A 16,501-nucleotide genomic window follows, 5' to 3' on the forward strand; every position below is an offset into this window, starting at 1 on the left:
GACTGTACCCGAGCGATGCAGCTAAAACTGATGCAGTTTGAGTTGCTCAGGGTATATGAAAAGGAGCCGATAATGCAGGTGCTACACGTCTGTTCAGAAATTTTCCCGCTGCTGAAAACCGGCGGACTTGCTGATGTTATTGGGGCATTACCGGCGGCGCAAATTGCAGATGGGACGGATACCCGGGTGCTGTTACCCGGCTTTCCGGCTCTGACCAAAGGCATCACCGATATTCAGGTGGTGGCGAAGCTGCAAACGTTTGCCGGCGATGTCGAGTTACATTTTGGTCAATTTGATGGCGTGGGGATTTACTTGATCGATGCACCGGGTCTGTACAACCGACCCGGCAGCCCGTATCACGATGAGTCGCAGTATGCCTATCCTGACAACCATGTGCGCTTTGCACTGCTGGGATGGATAGCCTGTGAACTGGCCTGTGGCCTGGACGACTGGTGGCGGCCCGACGTGGTTCATGCGCACGACTGGCATGCCGGTCTCGCCTGTGCCTATCTGGCCGCACGCGGACGCCCGGCGAAATCGGTGTTTACGGTGCATAACCTGGCGTATCAGGGGCTGTTTGACGCCCGGCACCTGGATCTGTTGCAGATCCCATCGTCATTCTTCACCATGCACGGCCTGGAATTCTACGGTCAGATTTCTTTCCTTAAAGCCGGGCTATTTTATGCCGATCATATCACTGCTGTCAGCCCAACCTACGCACGGGAGATCACCCTGCCGGAGTTTGGCTATGGCATGGAAGATCTGCTGAAACAGCGCCAGCTGGAGGGACGGTTGACCGGGATCCTGAACGGTGTCGATCCGGCCATCTGGGATCCGGAGCACGATCTGCTGCTGAATGCGCGTTATAACCGTGATGTGCTGGACGCCAAACTGGAAAACAAACGGCAGTTGCAGATCACCATGGGGCTGAACGTGGATGATAAAGCGCCGGTCTTTGCCGTGGTCAGCCGTTTAACCAAGCAGAAGGGGCTGGATCTGGTGCTGGAAGCCCTGCCGGGGCTGCTGGAGCAGGGCGGTCAGCTGGTCCTGCTGGGCGCGGGGGATGCCGAACTGCAGCAGGGGTTCCTTGCGGCGGCGGCAGAGTATCCGGGCCAGGTGGGGGTGCAGATTGGCTATCACGAAGCGTTCTCGCATCGCATTATCGGCGGGGCCGATGTGATTATGGTGCCGAGCCGCTTCGAACCCTGCGGTCTGACGCAGCTTTACGGATTGAAATATGGCACGCTGCCGTTAGTGCGGCGAACGGGGGGGCTGGCCGATACGGTCAATGACAGCTCGCTGGAAAACCTGGCGGACGGTATCGCCAGTGGTTTTGCCTTTGAAGACAGTAACGCATGGTCGTTATTGCGTGCGATTCGACGTGCTTTTGTTCTCTGGTCCCGTCCTTCGTTGTGGCGCTATGTTCAGCGCCAGGCAATGGGGATGGATTTTAGCTGGCAGGTGGCTGCAGTGGCCTACCGCGATCTCTATCAACGTTTGTTGTAACCAGAAAATGGGAAATTGATATGAACGCACCGTTCTCCTATGCCTCACCGACGCTCAGTGTCGACGCACTTAAGCATTCGATAGCCTATAAGCTGATGTTTACCATCGGCAAAGATCCGTCTATCGCCAACAAGCACGAGTGGCTGAATGCCACCCTGCTGGCCGTGCGTGACCGTATGGTCGAGCGCTGGCTGCGCTCCAACCGGGCCCAGCTGTCGCAGGATGTGCGCCAGGTCTATTACCTGTCGATGGAGTTTCTGGTGGGCCGCACCCTTTCGAATGCGCTGCTGGCCATGGGGATCTACGACGATGCCCGGTCGGCGCTGGAAGAGATGGGGTTTGATCTTGAAGAACTGATTGAAGAGGAGAGCGACCCGGGGTTAGGGAATGGCGGCCTGGGTCGTCTGGCGGCCTGTTTCCTTGATTCACTCGCCACGCTCGGCCTGCCCGGTCGTGGTTACGGGATCCGCTACGAATACGGGATGTTTAAGCAGAATATCGTGGACGGGCGTCAGGCCGAGTCACCGGATTACTGGCTGGAATACGGCAACCCGTGGGAGTTTCAGCGCTTTAACACCCGTTATAAGGTGCGCTTTGGCGGCCGCATCCAGCAGGAGGGCAGCCGCGCCCGCTGGGTAGAAACCGAAGAGGTGCTGGCCACCGCCTACGATCAGATTATTCCGGGCTATGATACGGATGCCACCAACACGCTGAGGCTGTGGGGGGCGCAGGCAAGTAATGAGATCAATCTGGGGAAATTTAACCAGGGTGACTACTTTGCTGCGGTGGAAGATAAAAACCACTCCGAAAACGTGTCGCGGGTACTCTATCCTGATGACTCAACCTACTCCGGGCGGGAGTTGCGCCTGCGCCAGGAATATTTCCTCGTGTCGGCGACGGTTCAGGATATTCTCCATCGCCACTGGGCCATGCATCAGACCTTCGATAACCTGGCCGATAAAATTGCGCTGCATCTCAACGATACGCACCCGGTACTGGCGATCCCTGAGCTGATGCGTGTGCTGATCGACGAGAACAAGTTTACCTGGGACGATGCGTTTGAAATTACCTGTCAGGTGTTCTCCTACACTAACCACACGCTGATGCAGGAAGCGCTGGAAACCTGGCCGGTAGATATGATCGGCAAAATTCTGCCGCGACATCTGCAAATCATCTTCGATATCAACGACTACTTCCTGAAAACCATTCAGGAATACTACCCAGATGACTGGGAGCTGCTGTCACGTATCTCGATTATTGATGAGAACAATGGCCGCCGTATTCGTATGGCCTGGCTGGCGGTCGTGGTCAGCCACAAGGTCAACGGCGTATCAGAACTGCACTCCAATCTGATGGTGCAGTCGTTGTTTGCCGATTTCGCCAAACTGTTCCCCGGTCGTTTCTGCAATAAAACCAACGGCGTGACGCCTCGCCGCTGGCTGGCACTGGCTAACCCGGCGCTGTCCAACGTGCTGGACGAGGCGATTGGCCGTAACTGGCGTACCGAACTGAGCCAGCTGGCCGAGCTTGAGCAGCATATTGATTACCCGGAGTTTATTCAGCAGATCAGCAGCGCCAAGCTGGTGAATAAAAAGCGCCTCGCGGCATGGGTAAGCCAGAAAATGGATATCGTCATCGATCCGCGCGCCATGTTTGACGTGCAGATTAAGCGTATTCACGAGTACAAACGTCAGCTCCTTAACGTGCTGCACGTGATCACCCGCTACAACCGTATCAAAGCCGACCCGACCGCCGACTGGGTGCCGCGCGTGAATATTTTCGCCGGGAAAGCCGCGTCAGCCTACTTTATGGCGAAGCATATAATTCATTTGATTAACGATGTCGCGCAGGTGATCAATAACGATCCGCAGGTGAAGAACAAGCTGAAAGTGGTGTTTATTCCAAACTACGGCGTCAGCCTCGCGCAGATCATTATCCCGGCGGCCGATCTCTCTGAACAGATCTCGCTGGCGGGTACGGAAGCCTCCGGTACCAGTAATATGAAGTTCGCTCTGAACGGCGCGCTGACCATTGGTACGCTGGACGGGGCCAATGTGGAGATGCAGGAGCACGTCGGGGAAGAGAATATCTTTATCTTCGGCAATACCACGCCGCAGGTGGAGCAGTTGCGTAACAACGGCTATAACGGGCGTGATGTTTACGAAAAAGATGCTGAACTGCATCAGGTGCTGACGCAAATTGCTACCGGCCTGTTCAGCCCGCAGGAGCCAGGACGCTACCGCAACATCTTTGATTCTCTGGTTAGCCTGGGCGACCACTACCAGCTGCTGGCTGACTACCGCAGCTATGTGGATACGCAGGACAAGGTGGATAAGCTGTATCGTAATCAGGATGAGTGGACGCGCTGTGCGGTGCACAACATTGCCAATATGGGGTATTTCTCGTCGGATCGCACCATTCAGGAGTATGCGGATGAGATCTGGGGAATAAAACCAATCAGGTTATAAACGGACAAAAGGGTCGACCGCATAACGAGGCCGACCCTTTTTCAGCATCACTATCGGGGGCGACCTACTGTTGAGGTCGCCCCTTTTTTATGATGCCAGCGACAGCGAGGCTGGTTTTTTACCGTGTTCTGCCAGCCATGCCGTGATGCGGGCCTGCTGTTCGTCGTTCAGCCACATCCCTTCTTTCGTCCGGCGCCAGATGGCATCGTCGGTCACGCGCACCCACTCATTGTCGACCAGGTAACGCAGCTCCGCTTCGTAGAAGTGGTGGCCAAACAGCTCACCCAGATCGTCAAGACTGGTGGCGTCTTTCAGCAACACTTCCGTATTACTGCCGTAGGTACGGGCATAGTGGCGGGCCATCTCTTCGGTAATGAACGGGAAGCGGCGACGCAGCGTGGCGGCATAGTCTTCACGCGTTCCGGCAAAACTCCCGCCTGGCAGCACACAGTTTTTCGTCCAGGCTGCACCGATGTTCGGATAGTACTTGCTCAGTTTCTCCATCGCATGTTCTGCCAGCTTACGATAGGTCGTCAGCTTGCCGCCAAAAACGGACAGCAGCGGAGCCTGGCCAGCGTCATCATGTACGTCCAGCGTGTAGTCGCGGGTGATGGCCTGCGGAGAATCAGACTCGTCATCGCACAGCGGACGTACGCCGGAGTAAGTCCAGACAATATCGTCACGGGCCAGATCTTTCCTGAAGTGAGCGTTAAACACCTTCAGCAGATAGTCGATTTCGTTATCGTCAATTTTTACATTGTGCGGATCGCCTTTGTACTCAACATCGGTGGTACCGATAATCGAGAACTCGTCCATCCACGGAATAACGAACACAATGCGGTTGTCTTCGTTCTGCAGAATATAAGCCTGCTTCTGGGTATGTACGCGCGGGACCACAATGTGGCTGCCTTTGATCAGGCGGATGCCATAAGGCGACTTCAGCTTCAGGCTGTCATCAAACAGCTGTTTCACCCACGGGCCGGCGGCATTGACGAGGCCTTTAGCCTGCCACGTAAAGGTTTTACCGCTGTCGACGTCTTCCGCTTCCACGGTCCACAGCCCGTTTTCACGCCAGGCACGGGTTACCCGGGTGCGGGTGCGTACTTCACCGCCGCGTTTTTCCACTTCCTGCGCGTTCAGGACCACAAGGCGGGCATCGTCTACCCAGCAGTCGGAATATTCGAAACCGCGCACGATCTCAGGCTTAAGCACTGAATCTGAGCCAAAACGCAAACCTTTACTGCCCGGCAGGCTGGTACGCTTACCCAGGTGATCGTACATAAACAGCCCGACACGGATCATCCACGCCGGACGCAGATGCGGACGGTGCGGCAGGCGGAAACGCATAGGGAACGCGATGTGTGGGGCCATTTTCAGCAGCACTTCGCGCTCGGCCAGTGCTTCACTGACCAGACGGAATTCGTAGTGTTCCAGATAGCGCAGGCCACCGTGGATTAATTTTGAACTGGCAGAAGAGGTGGCGCAGGCGAGATCTTGCGCCTCCAGCATCAGTACTGACAGACCGCGCCCGGCAGCGTCAGCCGCAATGCCCGCACCGTTAATACCGCCGCCGATTACGATCAGGTCTTTGGTTTCCACGTCATCTCCTCCGATGTTCGGAATCTTTCAATAATGTTCGTTTTCGAGCATTATACTAATCGTAAACCAACATTGATGCCAGCGTTAACCTAATAAAAACATTTATGCGTGATGCAGGTAACATATTTGCTGCAAGAAAAAGGCTATCTCCCTGCTAACCGCCGGGTTATTGTGCGCCCGCTTCAGGCTACAATAGGGCCAATTTGGTTACTATTTGGCTTTTAATGAGAACCCACCATGGAACAATTTGAGTGCATTAACGTAGAGCAGGCGCAGCAGAAACTCGCCGAAGACAATGCGTTGCTGGTTGATATTCGCGATCCGCAGAGTTTTGCTATGGCTCATGCCAGCGGTGCTTTCCATCTGACCAATGATTCCCTGCCTGCGTTTATTGCTCAGGCGGCGCTGACCACTCCGGTACTGGTGATGTGCTATCACGGCAACAGCAGCAAGGGGGCCGCGCAGTATCTGTTGAATCAGGGTTTTACCCAGGCCTACAGCATTGATGGCGGTTTTGACGCCTGGCGTAATGCTTTCCCGCAGCAGGTTAACTCACTATAACGCTGACCTTGTGGTCAGCTGGCGCGCTTTCCCCTGCTCTCGGTAGGGGGAAGACGGTATACTGCCCGCTTTGTCTGGTTAGATTGAAAGGAAGCCGTTTCAATTATGCGCATCACCCATTTTACCCATCTGCGCCCGGCTCAGGCGTTTGTCGACTACATGGCCACGCGCGGCGTGACGTTGCGCGTCGAGCACGACAATGGTTACACCCTGTGGCTGGATGATGAAACGCAGCTCACGGTGGTCGAAAACGAACTTAACCAGTTCATTCGCGACCCCAACCACGTCCGCTACCAGGCCGCAAGCTGGCAGTCGGGCAGCACCGACAGTGGCATCCACTATCAGCACACCTCCCTGATGGCCAACGTGCGCGATCGCGCCGGGCCATTAACCCTGCTGGTGATGGCTGCCTGTATTCTGGTGTTTATCCTGATGCAGGTCTTCGGGGACCGGGCGGTGATGAGCCTGCTTTCCTGGCCTGATGCTGACCAGCACTTTGAGCTGTGGCGCTGGTTCAGCCATGCACTGCTGCATTTTTCATTGCTGCACATTTTGTTTAATCTGATGTGGTTTTGGTTCCTGGGCGGCACGCTGGAAAAGCGGCTCGGTAGCGGTAAGCTGTTCGTCATTATGGTGATTTCCTCGCTGCTGAGCGGCTGGATGCAGGCCAAGTTCAGCGGCGTCCTGTTCGGCGGGCTTTCCGGTGTAGTGTATGCCCTGATGGGGTATTCGTGGTTATGCGGTGAGCGTGCGCCGGAACGCGGTATCTTCCTGCAGCGCGGGCTGATGGTTTTCGCCGTGCTCTGGCTGCTGGTCGGTTATTTCGGCTGGTTCGGCCTGTCGATTGCCAATGCGGCCCACGTTACCGGCCTGCTGGTCGGACTGGTGATGGCCTTTGTCGATACGCGTCAGATAAAACGGTAAAAGGGGAAGATCTTGAAGCAGACACAACGACATGACGCCATCATCGATTTGGTGCGTCGTCAGGGATATGTCAGTACCGAAGAGCTGGTGGAGCATTTCGACGTCAGTCCGCAGACCATCCGCCGCGACTTAAACGATCTGGCCGAGCAGAACAAAATTCAGCGTCACCACGGCGGTGCAGCGCTGCCTTCCAGTTCAGAAAATACCGCCTGGCAGGATCGTAAAATGATGTGGTCGGCGGAGAAAGCGCGCATCGCGCAGCGTGTCGCCAGCCAGATCCCCGACGGGGCCTCTCTGTTTATTGATATCGGCACCACGCCGGAAGCGGTCGCCCACGCCCTGATGAACCACAGTAACCTGCGCATTGTGACCAATAATCTGAATGTTGCGGTGCTGCTGATGGCGAAGCCAGATTTTCGCCTGATCCTGGCGGGGGGCGAAGTGCGCACCCGTGACGGCGGTATTATGGGGGAAGCCACTCTCGACTACATCTCTCAGTTTCGCCTTGATTATGGCATTCTGGGGATCAGTGGCATCGATATGGACGGTTCTCTGCTGGATTTCGACTACCACGAAGTGCGTACCAAACGGGCGATTATCGAGAACTCCCGCTGCGTGATGCTGGTGGCCGACCATTCAAAGTTTGGGCGTAACGCGATGGTGAACCTCGGTAATATGGGGTTAATCGATTATCTGTTTACCGACGAAGCGCCTCCTCCGAGCGTGATGAAAACCATCGAACAGCATGAAGTCCACCTGGAACTCTGCTAAGGCGACCGCGGGCGGCTAAAAAAAGGCCGCCCGCTGCTGGCACCTTTTACGAATTCACTCATACTTATTTCAGTCTCTCTTTTTCTGCTTCTATTCTCTCCTTTTCGGGCGTGCAGTCAGTTCTGTGCCCCTTCTCCGTGCGCTTTATCCGGGCCTCTCGCCCGGTTTGTTATATCCCTCTAGCTGGTTTTTTTTGCTTTTTTTTCGCTCATCGCATTCTGCGGTGAGCTTTTTTTCGTTTTGGCGTCTTAACTGTAAGGTGCCTGGTCACCTTTTCGCCCGTCCATTTTAAGAGGGACTCTATGACGCAACAGAAATTTAACCGGGCGCGCTTTGATGCGGCCCTGACTCGTCAGTGGCAGCGCCTCGGCTATGCCAGCGCCGCAGAGATGACGGCCCATCAGTGGTGGCAGGCCGTCAGCGGCGCACTGGCTGAGCTGCTGGCCGCGCAGCCGGTGGCCAGCGTGGGGAAGAAACAGCGCCACGTTAACTATATTTCCATGGAGTTTCTGATTGGCCGTCTGACCGGCAATAACCTGCTCAATCTGGGCTGGTATGACGACGTCAAAGCGGCGCTGGCTGAGCATCAGTGCGACCTGAGCACGCTGCTGGAAGAAGAGACCGATCCGGCGCTGGGCAACGGCGGGCTGGGACGGCTGGCAGCCTGCTATCTGGATTCGATGGCCACCGTCGGGCAGTCCGCCACCGGCTACGGCCTCAACTACCAATATGGTCTGTTTCGGCAGTCCTTTGACGACGGGCATCAGACGGAAGCCCCGGACGACTGGCAGCGCGATCGTTACCCCTGGTTCCGGCACAACGCGGCGCTGGACGTCAGCGTGGGCATCGGTGGTACCGTCATAAAAAGCGCAGAGGGTCGCCTGTCATGGCACCCGGCCTTTACCCTGCGCGGCGAAGCCTGGGACCTGCCGGTGACCGGCTATCGCAACGGTGTGGTGCAGCCGCTGCGGCTGTGGCAGGCCACCCATGCCCATCCGTTTGATCTGACCTTATTTAACGACGGCAAATTCCTGGCGGCTGAACAACAGGGTATTGATGCCGCGAAGCTGACGAAGGTCCTGTATCCGAATGATAATCATCAGGAGGGTAAACGCCTGCGCCTGATGCAGCAGTATTTCCAGTGCGCCTGTTCCGTGGCCGACATTCTGCGCCGCCATCACCGGGCCGGTCACAGCATCCATACGTTGCCGGATTATGAGGTGATCCAGCTCAACGACACCCATCCCACGATTGCCATCCCTGAAATGCTGCGCGTGCTGCTGGACGAGCATCAGCTCAGTTGGGATGACGCCTGGGCCATCACCAGCCAGACTTTCGCCTATACCAACCATACGCTGATGCCTGAAGCGCTGGAGCGCTGGGACGAGCGCCTGGTTCGCAGCCTGCTACCGCGTCATTTCATCCTGATTAAAGAGATCAACCGCCGCTTTAAAAAAGTCGTGGAGAAGCAGTGGCCGGGGGATGAACAGGTCTGGGCAAAACTGGCGGTGATGTATGATAAACAGGTGCGGATGGCGAACCTTTGCGTGGTCAGCGGCTTTGCCGTCAACGGCGTTGCTGCGCTGCACTCTGAGCTGGTGGTAAAAGATCTGTTCCCGGAATATCACCAGCTGTGGCCGGAGAAATTCCATAACGTTACTAACGGCATCACGCCGCGCCGCTGGCTGAAGCAGTGTAATCCTGCCCTCGCCGGGCTGATTGATGACCGGCTGAAAGTGGAGTGGGCGAACAACCTGGATGCCCTGAAGGGGCTGGAGGCCTTTGCCGGCAACAAGGCCTTCCGTAAACAGTATCGCCAGATTAAGCGCGCCAATAAGCTGCGGCTGGCGGAGTATATTGCGCAGCGAACCGGCATTGTGGTTAACCCGGAGGCGCTGTTTGACGTGCAGATCAAACGCCTGCATGAGTACAAGCGCCAGCATCTGGGCCTGCTGCATATCCTCTCTCTGTACCGGCGGCTGCGTGATAATCCCGCGCTGGACGTGGTACCGCGCGTGTTCCTCTTCGGTGCCAAAGCCGCGCCGGGCTACTACCTGGCAAAAAATATTATTTATGCCATCAATAAGGTGGCAGAGAAGATCAACCACGACCCGCTGATTGGCGACAGGCTGAAGGTGGTATTCATTCCTGATTACCGCATCACCGCCGCGGAGCTGATCATTCCGGCGGCCGATCTGTCAGAGCAGATCTCCACCGCCGGGTATGAGGCCTCCGGCACCGGGAATATGAAACTGGCGCTGAACGGGGCTCTTACCATCGGTACGCTGGACGGGGCCAACGTGGAGATCGCTGAACAGGTTGGCCCGGAGAACATCTTCATCTTTGGCCATACGGCAGACCAGGTTAAGGCACTGAAAGCCGGCGGTTACGATCCGATCAAGCTACGTAAAAAAGATAAACATCTGGATAGCCTGCTGAAAGAGCTGGAAAAAGGGTTCTTCAGCGGCGGGGATAAACATGCTTTCGATATGATGCTGTACAGCCTGGGCAAAGGGGGCGATCCGTGGCTGGTGCTGGCCGATTTTGCCAGCTACTGCGAAGCACAGGCGAGGGTGGAGGCGCTGTACCTTGACCAGGAGGCCTGGACTACCGCGGCGATCCTGAATACCGCCCGTACCGGGATGTTCAGCGCCGATCGTTCCGTACGGGATTATCAGCAGCGTATCTGGCAGGCAAAACGGCTCGGGAGGGGTGATGGACGAGAAAAAGCGTGAACAGGCCGCTGAGGCCGCCGGAATTGCAGCCCGCTATATTAATGCCCGCGGGCAGCCGGAAGCGGTCAGTCCCGGCACGCGTGACAAACTTCTGGCGGCGATGGCCCCACGCCCCAGGGCAGGCAGTACGCCATTGCCACCCTGCCAGGTGCTGCTGAAGAAGCGCGTACAGCGGCTGCTGACCGGCGGGAAGGGGGAGTATCACTGGCGCTTTGACAGCGAGCAGGGCAAAACCTGTAACGGCACCGTCTCCGCCGGAGAGAGTATTACCCTGCCGGCGAACCTGCCGGAGGGCTACCATCAGCTACTGCTGACGCAGGGGAAAAAGCAGTGGTGCTGTCGGATCATTATCGCGCCGAAACGCTGCTATGAACCTGAGGCGCTCAAGCGCGGCGACAAACTGTGGGGTGCCTGCGTGCAGCTCTATACGCTGCGGTCGGCGCATAACTGGGGCATGGGCGATTTTGGTGATTTAAAGCGTATGGTCAGCGATATTGCCACACGCGGTGGCGCATTTATCGGGCTGAATCCCATACATGCGCTTTACCCTTCGCAACCTGAAAATGCCAGCCCGTACAGCCCCTCTTCGCGGCGCTGGCTGAATGTGATGTATATCGATGTGGCTGCCGTCGCGGATTTTCAGCACAGCCCTGCCGCTCAGCGCTGGTGGCAGAAAAAGAGTACGCAGACCACCATCCAGACTGCACGTGACGCCGACCGGGTTGACTATGCCCGCGTGGGGGCGCTGAAAATCGACGGGCTGCGGCATGCCTGGCAGCACTTTACGGGACGGGATGCCGGGGATGACAGCGTGGTGCAGTTCGCCGCTTTTGTTGAACAAGGGGGGCAAAGCCTGCTGAATCAGGCATCCTATGATGCGCTGCACTGCGCCCTGCTGAAGGAGGATCCCGCGCGCTGGGGCTGGCCGGCCTGGCCGGAAGCGTACCGGCACGGGGATAATGAGGCGGTGCAGCAGTTTTGCCGTGAGCAGCATGATGAGGTGCGGTTCTGGCTGTGGCTGCAGTGGCTGGCGAACCGTCAGTTTGATGAATGCTGGCAGTGTTGCCAGGCGCATCAGATGGCGGTGGGGCTCTATCGGGATCTGGCCGTGGGCGTGGCCGAAGGGGGAGCAGACACCTGGTGCGATCGTGAGCTTTACCGTCTGCAGGCTTCGGTGGGCGCGCCACCGGATATCCTCGGGCCGCAGGGGCAAAACTGGGGGCTGCCGCCGATGGATCCGCACATCATGACGGCACGTGGCTACCAGCCGTTTATCGACCTGCTGCGCGCCAATATGGCAAGCTGCGGTGCGCTCCGCATCGACCATGTCATGTCGCTGCTGCGTCTGTGGTGGATCCCCTACGGTGAAACGGCAAACTTTGGTGCGTATGTTCATTATCCGGTGGACGACCTGATGGCGATCCTGGCGCTGGAGAGCCAGCGTCATCAGTGCATGGTGATCGGTGAGGATCTGGGGACGGTGCCGGAGGAGATCGTCGGCAAGCTGCGCGACAGCGGCATCTATTCATGGAAGGTGCTCTACTTTGAGCAGGAGGGAGAGGATCGTTACCGGGCACCCTCCGCCTGGCCGCGTCAGTCGATGGCCAGCGCAACCACGCACGATCTGCCGACCCTGCGCGGGTTCTGGAGCGCCGGCGATCTCACGCTTGGTGAAACGCTGGGGCTCTATCCGGATAAGGTGATACTCCGCGGGCTGTATGACCAGCGGGTCCGGCAAAAGCAGGCGCTGCTGGATGCACTACACCGCTACGGATGTGTGCCAAAACGCTGCGGTAAGCAGGCTGATAAGATGGAGATGTCGGCGGTGCTCAACCGTGGCCTGCAGCGGTTTATCGCTGACAGTAACAGTGCGCTGCTGGGGCTGCAGCCGGAGGACTGGCTGGATATGGCCGATCCGGTGAACGTGCCGGGGACCACCGATGAGTACCCCAACTGGCGGCGTAAACTGAGTATGACGCTGGAGGCGATGTTTGCTGATAAAGAGGTTAACCGCTTAATTAAAGATATTAATCATCGGCGTAAAGCCTGACGACAAGGGCAAACCAGCGGCATCGGGGAGGAACAGGAAAAAGGTCGTCTCATGCGGTGACATATCTTCGGTCTTTGTCCGCGTGTGACGATGGGGTTATCGGCAGGGGCGGACCTTCTTTCAGGCCCGCCCCTTGCGAGGTTGTCGTCCGTCATTACGCCGTAAAGGCTTTAAAAATAACCGAGCCGTTCACTCCTCCAAAACCAAAGCCATTGACCAGTACACTGCGGATGGTCACGGGCTGCGCGGTATTTTTCACGATATTTAGCCCCTTTGCGGCCTCGTCGAGGCGATCAATATTGAGCGACGGCGGGGCAATCTGCTCACGCATGGCCATCAGCGAGAATATCGCGCCGACGGCTCCGGCCGCGCCTAACAGATGCCCGGTGGCAGACTTGGTCGAAGAGATCGCCGTATGTGCGCCGTCACCCAGCACCCGACGCAGCGCATTGATTTCGGCAAGATCGCCGACCGGCGTTGAAGTAGAATGCGCATTGATATAATCCACATCGCGCCCTGTTATCCCTGCCTGCTGGAGTGCAATGGTCATTGCACGCGCAGCGCCTTCGCCATCTTCTGGCCCGGAGGTAATGTGGTAGGCATCCGAGGTGGTGCCGTAACCGACCACTTCACCCAGGATAGTAGCGCCACGCGCCTGGGCACGAGTCAATTCTTCCAGTACCAGCATCCCGGCACCTTCTCCCATCACAAAACCATCACGCGCCTGGTCGAATGGACGTGAAGCCTGCTCAGGATGGTCGTTAAAAGCCGTTGAGAGGGCACGAGCAGCCTGGAAGCCACCGAGTGAAACCGGATTGATACAGGACTCACAGCCGCCGACCACGGCGATATCCGCATCATCAAAACGAATGGCTCGGAAACCGTCACCAATACTTTGAATGCTGGCCGCGCAGGCGGAAACCGGCGTACCGAGCATCCCTTTAAAGCCATATTTAATCGCCACGTGTGATGATGCGAGATTGGCAATAAACGACGGTATGGTAAATGGCGAAAGCTTACGGCTGCCTTTCTCTGCCACGGTTTTGACCGCATTGCTGATGGCATGAAAACCGCCGATGCCGGTGGCAATAATAGTGGCGGTGCGCAGGCGCGCGGTTTCCGACAGATTATGCAAACCGGCCTGGGTGATGGCCTCTTCGGCCGCTGCCAGCGCCAGATGAATAAATCGGTCCGCTTTACGCTGATCTTTCACCGGGATAAGCGCAGCAATATCAAAGCCGTGCTGCGGGTCCTGTTCGATAGAAGGAACCTGCCCACCAACGCGAATGGCCGTGTCGCCATAGGCCTCTTCCGGAAGGTGACGAATGCCGGACTGACCGGCAATCAGCCGCTGCCAGCTGGCTTCAACGCCATTAGCGAGTGGGCTGATTAAACCCATACCCGTGATCACGACTCTTCTGCCCGTATTGTTCAACATAATGACCTGATAGGTTGCGAAAACAGATTTCAGTGTACACGTGTAAGCTGAAAAATCCAGCGTCAATCATGCCGTGATAATAACGACGGCGGAAAGGGTTAAACGACAGGGCAGGCAGCGTCAGAGCGGGGGTAATAAAAAAGGCCGGATAACCGGCCCAGGGGGATCAGTAGAACGAGTGCTCACCGCGCTGATGCTCGGTAAGGTCACGTACGCCTTTCAGCTCAGGGAAGGCCGCCAGCATCTCTTTCTCGATGCCTTCTTTCAGGGTCACATCGACCATGGAACAGCCGTTACAGCCGCCGCCAAATTGCAGAATGGCAAAGCCTTCGTCGGTAATTTCCATCAGGGACACTTTACCGCCGTGGCTGGCCAGCTGCGGGTTGATCTGTGCCTGCAACAGATACTCAACGCGCTCCATTAGCGGGGCATCGTCGTTAACTTTGCGCATTTTGGCGTTCGGCGCTTTCAGGGTCAGCTGAGAACCCAGATTGTCGGTAACAAAGTCGATTTCAGCATCTTCAAGGTACGGGGCACTCAGGGCGTCAACGTAGGCCGAAAGAAGAGGGAACTTCAGTTCCGTATCGGTCGCTTCAACGGCGTCAGGCGGACAGTAAGAAACACCGCACTCGGCGGTTGGCGTACCCGGGTTAATCACGAATACACGAATTTGGGTGCCATCTTCCTGCTTTGACAGCAGTTTTGCGAAGTGCTCTTGTGCAGAGTCGGTAATTAGGATCATGGCGATTGCTCAATAGTTGACTAATTTCGTTGGTTATAATACGCCCATCACCGACGCTCTACAAGGTTCGGCACAGGCACCAGATCTGTACGCTGGCGGCGCCGTGGGCCAGCAGAAGGCGGCTGATCTCGGCGGCGGTGCTGCCAGTGGTCACCACATCATCCAGCAGACTGATATGCAGCCCGCGCACCTCTCTTTCAAGCCGGAAGGCGCCGCGCAGGTTTTTACGCCGCGCCAGCGCGCCCAGGGTGTGCTGGATATGTCCGGCCCGGACGCGCGTGACGGCGCGGGGCAAATACTGACAGGGCACCCGGCGGGCCAGCCAGTGCGCCATATCTTCCAGCTGATTATAGCCCCGCTGCCAGGCACGACGGTGATGCAGGGGCACGGTTAACAGCAGGTCCGGCCGCCGCAGCCCGGTTTCACGCCGCTGCATTAACCAGCATAGCAGTATCAGCCGCGCCAGCATTACCGCATGTGCGGTGGCACGATAAAACTTCAGCTGATTCACCAGCCGGTCCAGCGGTGGCTGCCAGGGGGTCACGCGCACCAGGTGCTGCCAGGGGGGCGGACGGCGCAGGCAGCGACCACAGGCCGTTTTCTTCCTCTGGCTGGGTAATCCACAGCGCGGGCAACAGGCTGGCTGAGTCAGAAGCTGACGCAGACAGACGCTGCACAGGCCGTGCTGCGAGTAACGTAGCGGCATCAGGCATAGCCAACAGCCCGCTGGCATTGGTAGCATGGCGACCTCACAATAAAAAACAGGACCATAACCCATGAGTACGCTTCACCGGGAGACTATTGGCCAGGGCGATCGCCATCTTGTGCTGCTGCACGGATGGGGTCTGAACGCCGGGGTCTGGCATTGCATCAGCAGTCGACTCAGCGCACATTTTTGTCTGCACCTGGTGGATCTGCCGGGGTACGGTCACAGCCAGGGCTTTGCGCCGATGTCGCTGAAGGCGATGGCGGCAGAGGTGGCCGCCCGGGTACCGGCGGAGGCAGTCTGGCTGGGCTGGTCTCTCGGTGGCCTGGTGGCCAGTCAGGCAGCCCTGGACTTCCCACAGCGGGTCAAAGGGCTGATTAGCGTTGCATCCTCGCCGCGCTTCAGCGCGACGGCGGAGTGGCCGGGCATCAAACCCGACACGCTGGTCAGTTTCCAGCAGCAGCTAAGCGAAGATTTCCAGCGTACTGTGGAACGTTTTCTGGCGCTGCAAACGCTGGGTACGGACAGTGCCCGGCAGGATGCCCGCAGGCTGAAAAGTGTGGTGTTTGACCGCCCGCTGCCGACGGCAGAGGTACTGAACGGGGGGCTGGAAATACTGAAGACCGCCGATCTTCGAAAGGACATGGCGGCACTGACGTTGCCCTTTCTGCGGCTATATGGTGCGCTGGACGGGCTGGTACCGCGCAAAATAGTGCCGATGCTGGATGCCTGCTGGCCGGAAAGTCACAGTCATGTTATCGACAAGGCAGCCCATGCGCCGTTTATCTCTCACCCGGCAGCGTTCTCTCAGCGAATTATTGATTTTATCCCTGAGGTTTGGCCCTGAAACTCCGCTATCGTCGCGGTTGCTGCGTGATGTCATCTCCGATTACTTTTTGCAACAATTCACCACGTTGCTGCTTTTTTCCGTCGGGACAATAATGAAAGTGGCCGTATTTATTACGGCCAGGATTAACTGGAAACATTGCCCTAAGGAGAGG

The 16,501-nt window shown here is 57.3% G+C and carries 12 protein-coding genes; 8 read left to right on the top strand and 4 right to left on the bottom strand.

The annotated features are described in order from the left end of the window. Positions 1-72 precede the first annotated feature (72 nt). Entirely contained in the window at positions 73-1,506 is a 1,434-nt protein-coding gene (glgA, locus tag IFU29_RS14570; RefSeq protein WP_191934555.1) for a glycogen synthase GlgA, read from the top strand. A gap of 20 nt (positions 1,507-1,526) precedes the next feature. Beyond that, positions 1,527-3,974 (top strand): glycogen phosphorylase, encoded by a 2,448-nt coding sequence (gene glgP, locus IFU29_RS14575; protein WP_191934556.1) that lies wholly within the window; start codon positions 1,527-1,529, stop codon positions 3,972-3,974. A gap of 87 nt (positions 3,975-4,061) precedes the next feature. Here the strand turns inward: glgP and glpD are convergent, their stop codons facing one another. After that, entirely contained in the window at positions 4,062-5,573 is a 1,512-nt protein-coding gene (glpD, locus tag IFU29_RS14580; protein WP_191934557.1) for a glycerol-3-phosphate dehydrogenase, read from the bottom strand. 237 nt (positions 5,574-5,810) lie between these two features. On the opposite strand from glpD, the gene glpE reads away from it, so the two are divergent. The 5 genes from glpE to malQ all read left to right on the top strand — a co-directional run bounded on the left by glpE (position 5,811) and on the right by malQ (position 12,614). Further along, positions 5,811-6,134 carry a thiosulfate sulfurtransferase GlpE gene (glpE, locus tag IFU29_RS14585; RefSeq protein ID WP_191934558.1) on the top strand — a complete coding sequence of 108 codons (324 nt, stop codon included), beginning with the start codon at positions 5,811-5,813 and terminating at the stop codon, positions 6,132-6,134. Positions 6,135-6,239: 105 nt separating this feature from the next. Further along, on the top strand, positions 6,240-7,058 hold the full coding sequence (glpG, locus tag IFU29_RS14590; protein WP_191934559.1) for a rhomboid family intramembrane serine protease GlpG: 819 nt from the start codon (positions 6,240-6,242) through the stop codon (positions 7,056-7,058). A 12-nt stretch (positions 7,059-7,070) separates the two neighbouring features. Beyond that, positions 7,071-7,829, top strand: a complete 759-nt coding sequence (locus tag IFU29_RS14595) for a DeoR/GlpR family transcriptional regulator (RefSeq protein ID WP_062747653.1) — start codon at positions 7,071-7,073, stop codon at positions 7,827-7,829. Positions 7,830-8,131: 302 nt separating this feature from the next. After that, the gene (malP, locus tag IFU29_RS14600; RefSeq protein WP_191934560.1) at positions 8,132-10,564 is read left to right on the top strand and encodes a maltodextrin phosphorylase; all 2,433 of its coding nucleotides are present in this window, start codon (positions 8,132-8,134) and stop codon (positions 10,562-10,564) included. Continuing rightward, entirely contained in the window at positions 10,545-12,614 is a 2,070-nt protein-coding gene (gene malQ / locus IFU29_RS14605; protein ID WP_191934561.1) for a 4-alpha-glucanotransferase, read from the top strand. The genes malP and malQ overlap by 20 nt, the downstream gene beginning before the upstream one ends. Positions 12,615-12,768: 154 nt before the next feature. Here the strand turns inward: malQ and fabF are convergent, their stop codons facing one another. The 3 genes from fabF to gntX form a co-directional block, all read right to left on the bottom strand. Next, positions 12,769-14,052, bottom strand: coding sequence for a beta-ketoacyl-ACP synthase II (gene fabF, locus IFU29_RS14610; RefSeq protein ID WP_191934562.1), 1,284 nt, complete (start codon positions 14,050-14,052; stop codon positions 12,769-12,771). Positions 14,053-14,218: 166 nt separating this feature from the next. Then, entirely contained in the window at positions 14,219-14,794 is a 576-nt protein-coding gene (gene nfuA / locus IFU29_RS14615) for a Fe-S biogenesis protein NfuA (protein ID WP_062747646.1), read from the bottom strand. 58 nt (positions 14,795-14,852) lie between these two features. Further along, on the bottom strand, positions 14,853-15,536 hold the full coding sequence (gene gntX / locus IFU29_RS14620; RefSeq protein WP_191934563.1) for a DNA utilization protein GntX: 684 nt from the start codon (positions 15,534-15,536) through the stop codon (positions 14,853-14,855). A 34-nt stretch (positions 15,537-15,570) separates the two neighbouring features. Between gntX and bioH the strand changes: the two genes are divergently transcribed. After that, positions 15,571-16,347 (top strand): pimeloyl-ACP methyl ester esterase BioH, encoded by a 777-nt coding sequence (gene bioH, locus IFU29_RS14625; RefSeq protein ID WP_191934564.1) that lies wholly within the window; start codon positions 15,571-15,573, stop codon positions 16,345-16,347. Positions 16,348-16,501: the final 154 nt, after the last annotated feature.

Origin of the sequence: Erwinia persicina (assembly GCF_014838825.1) — a bacterium.
Classification (GTDB): Bacteria; Pseudomonadota; Gammaproteobacteria; order Enterobacterales; family Enterobacteriaceae; genus Erwinia; species Erwinia persicina_A.

Excerpts from the sequence above, each read along its gene's own strand:
- glgA (WP_191934555.1), top strand. The coding sequence starts at position 73 with ATGCAGGTGCTACACGTCTGTTCAGAAATTTTCCCGCTGCTGAAAACC.
- glgP (WP_191934556.1), top strand. The coding sequence starts at position 1,527 with ATGAACGCACCGTTCTCCTATGCCTCACCGACGCTCAGTGTCGACGCA.
- glpE (WP_191934558.1), top strand. The coding sequence starts at position 5,811 with ATGGAACAATTTGAGTGCATTAACGTAGAGCAGGCGCAGCAGAAACTC.
- glpG (WP_191934559.1), top strand. The coding sequence starts at position 6,240 with ATGCGCATCACCCATTTTACCCATCTGCGCCCGGCTCAGGCGTTTGTC.
- malP (WP_191934560.1), top strand. The coding sequence starts at position 8,132 with ATGACGCAACAGAAATTTAACCGGGCGCGCTTTGATGCGGCCCTGACT.
- malQ (WP_191934561.1), top strand. The coding sequence starts at position 10,545 with ATGGACGAGAAAAAGCGTGAACAGGCCGCTGAGGCCGCCGGAATTGCA.
- fabF (WP_191934562.1), bottom strand. The coding sequence starts at position 14,052 with ATGTTGAACAATACGGGCAGAAGAGTCGTGATCACGGGTATGGGTTTA.
- nfuA (WP_062747646.1), bottom strand. The coding sequence starts at position 14,794 with ATGATCCTAATTACCGACTCTGCACAAGAGCACTTCGCAAAACTGCTG.
- gntX (WP_191934563.1), bottom strand. The coding sequence starts at position 15,536 with ATGCTACCAATGCCAGCGGGCTGTTGGCTATGCCTGATGCCGCTACGT.
- bioH (WP_191934564.1), top strand. The coding sequence starts at position 15,571 with ATGAGTACGCTTCACCGGGAGACTATTGGCCAGGGCGATCGCCATCTT.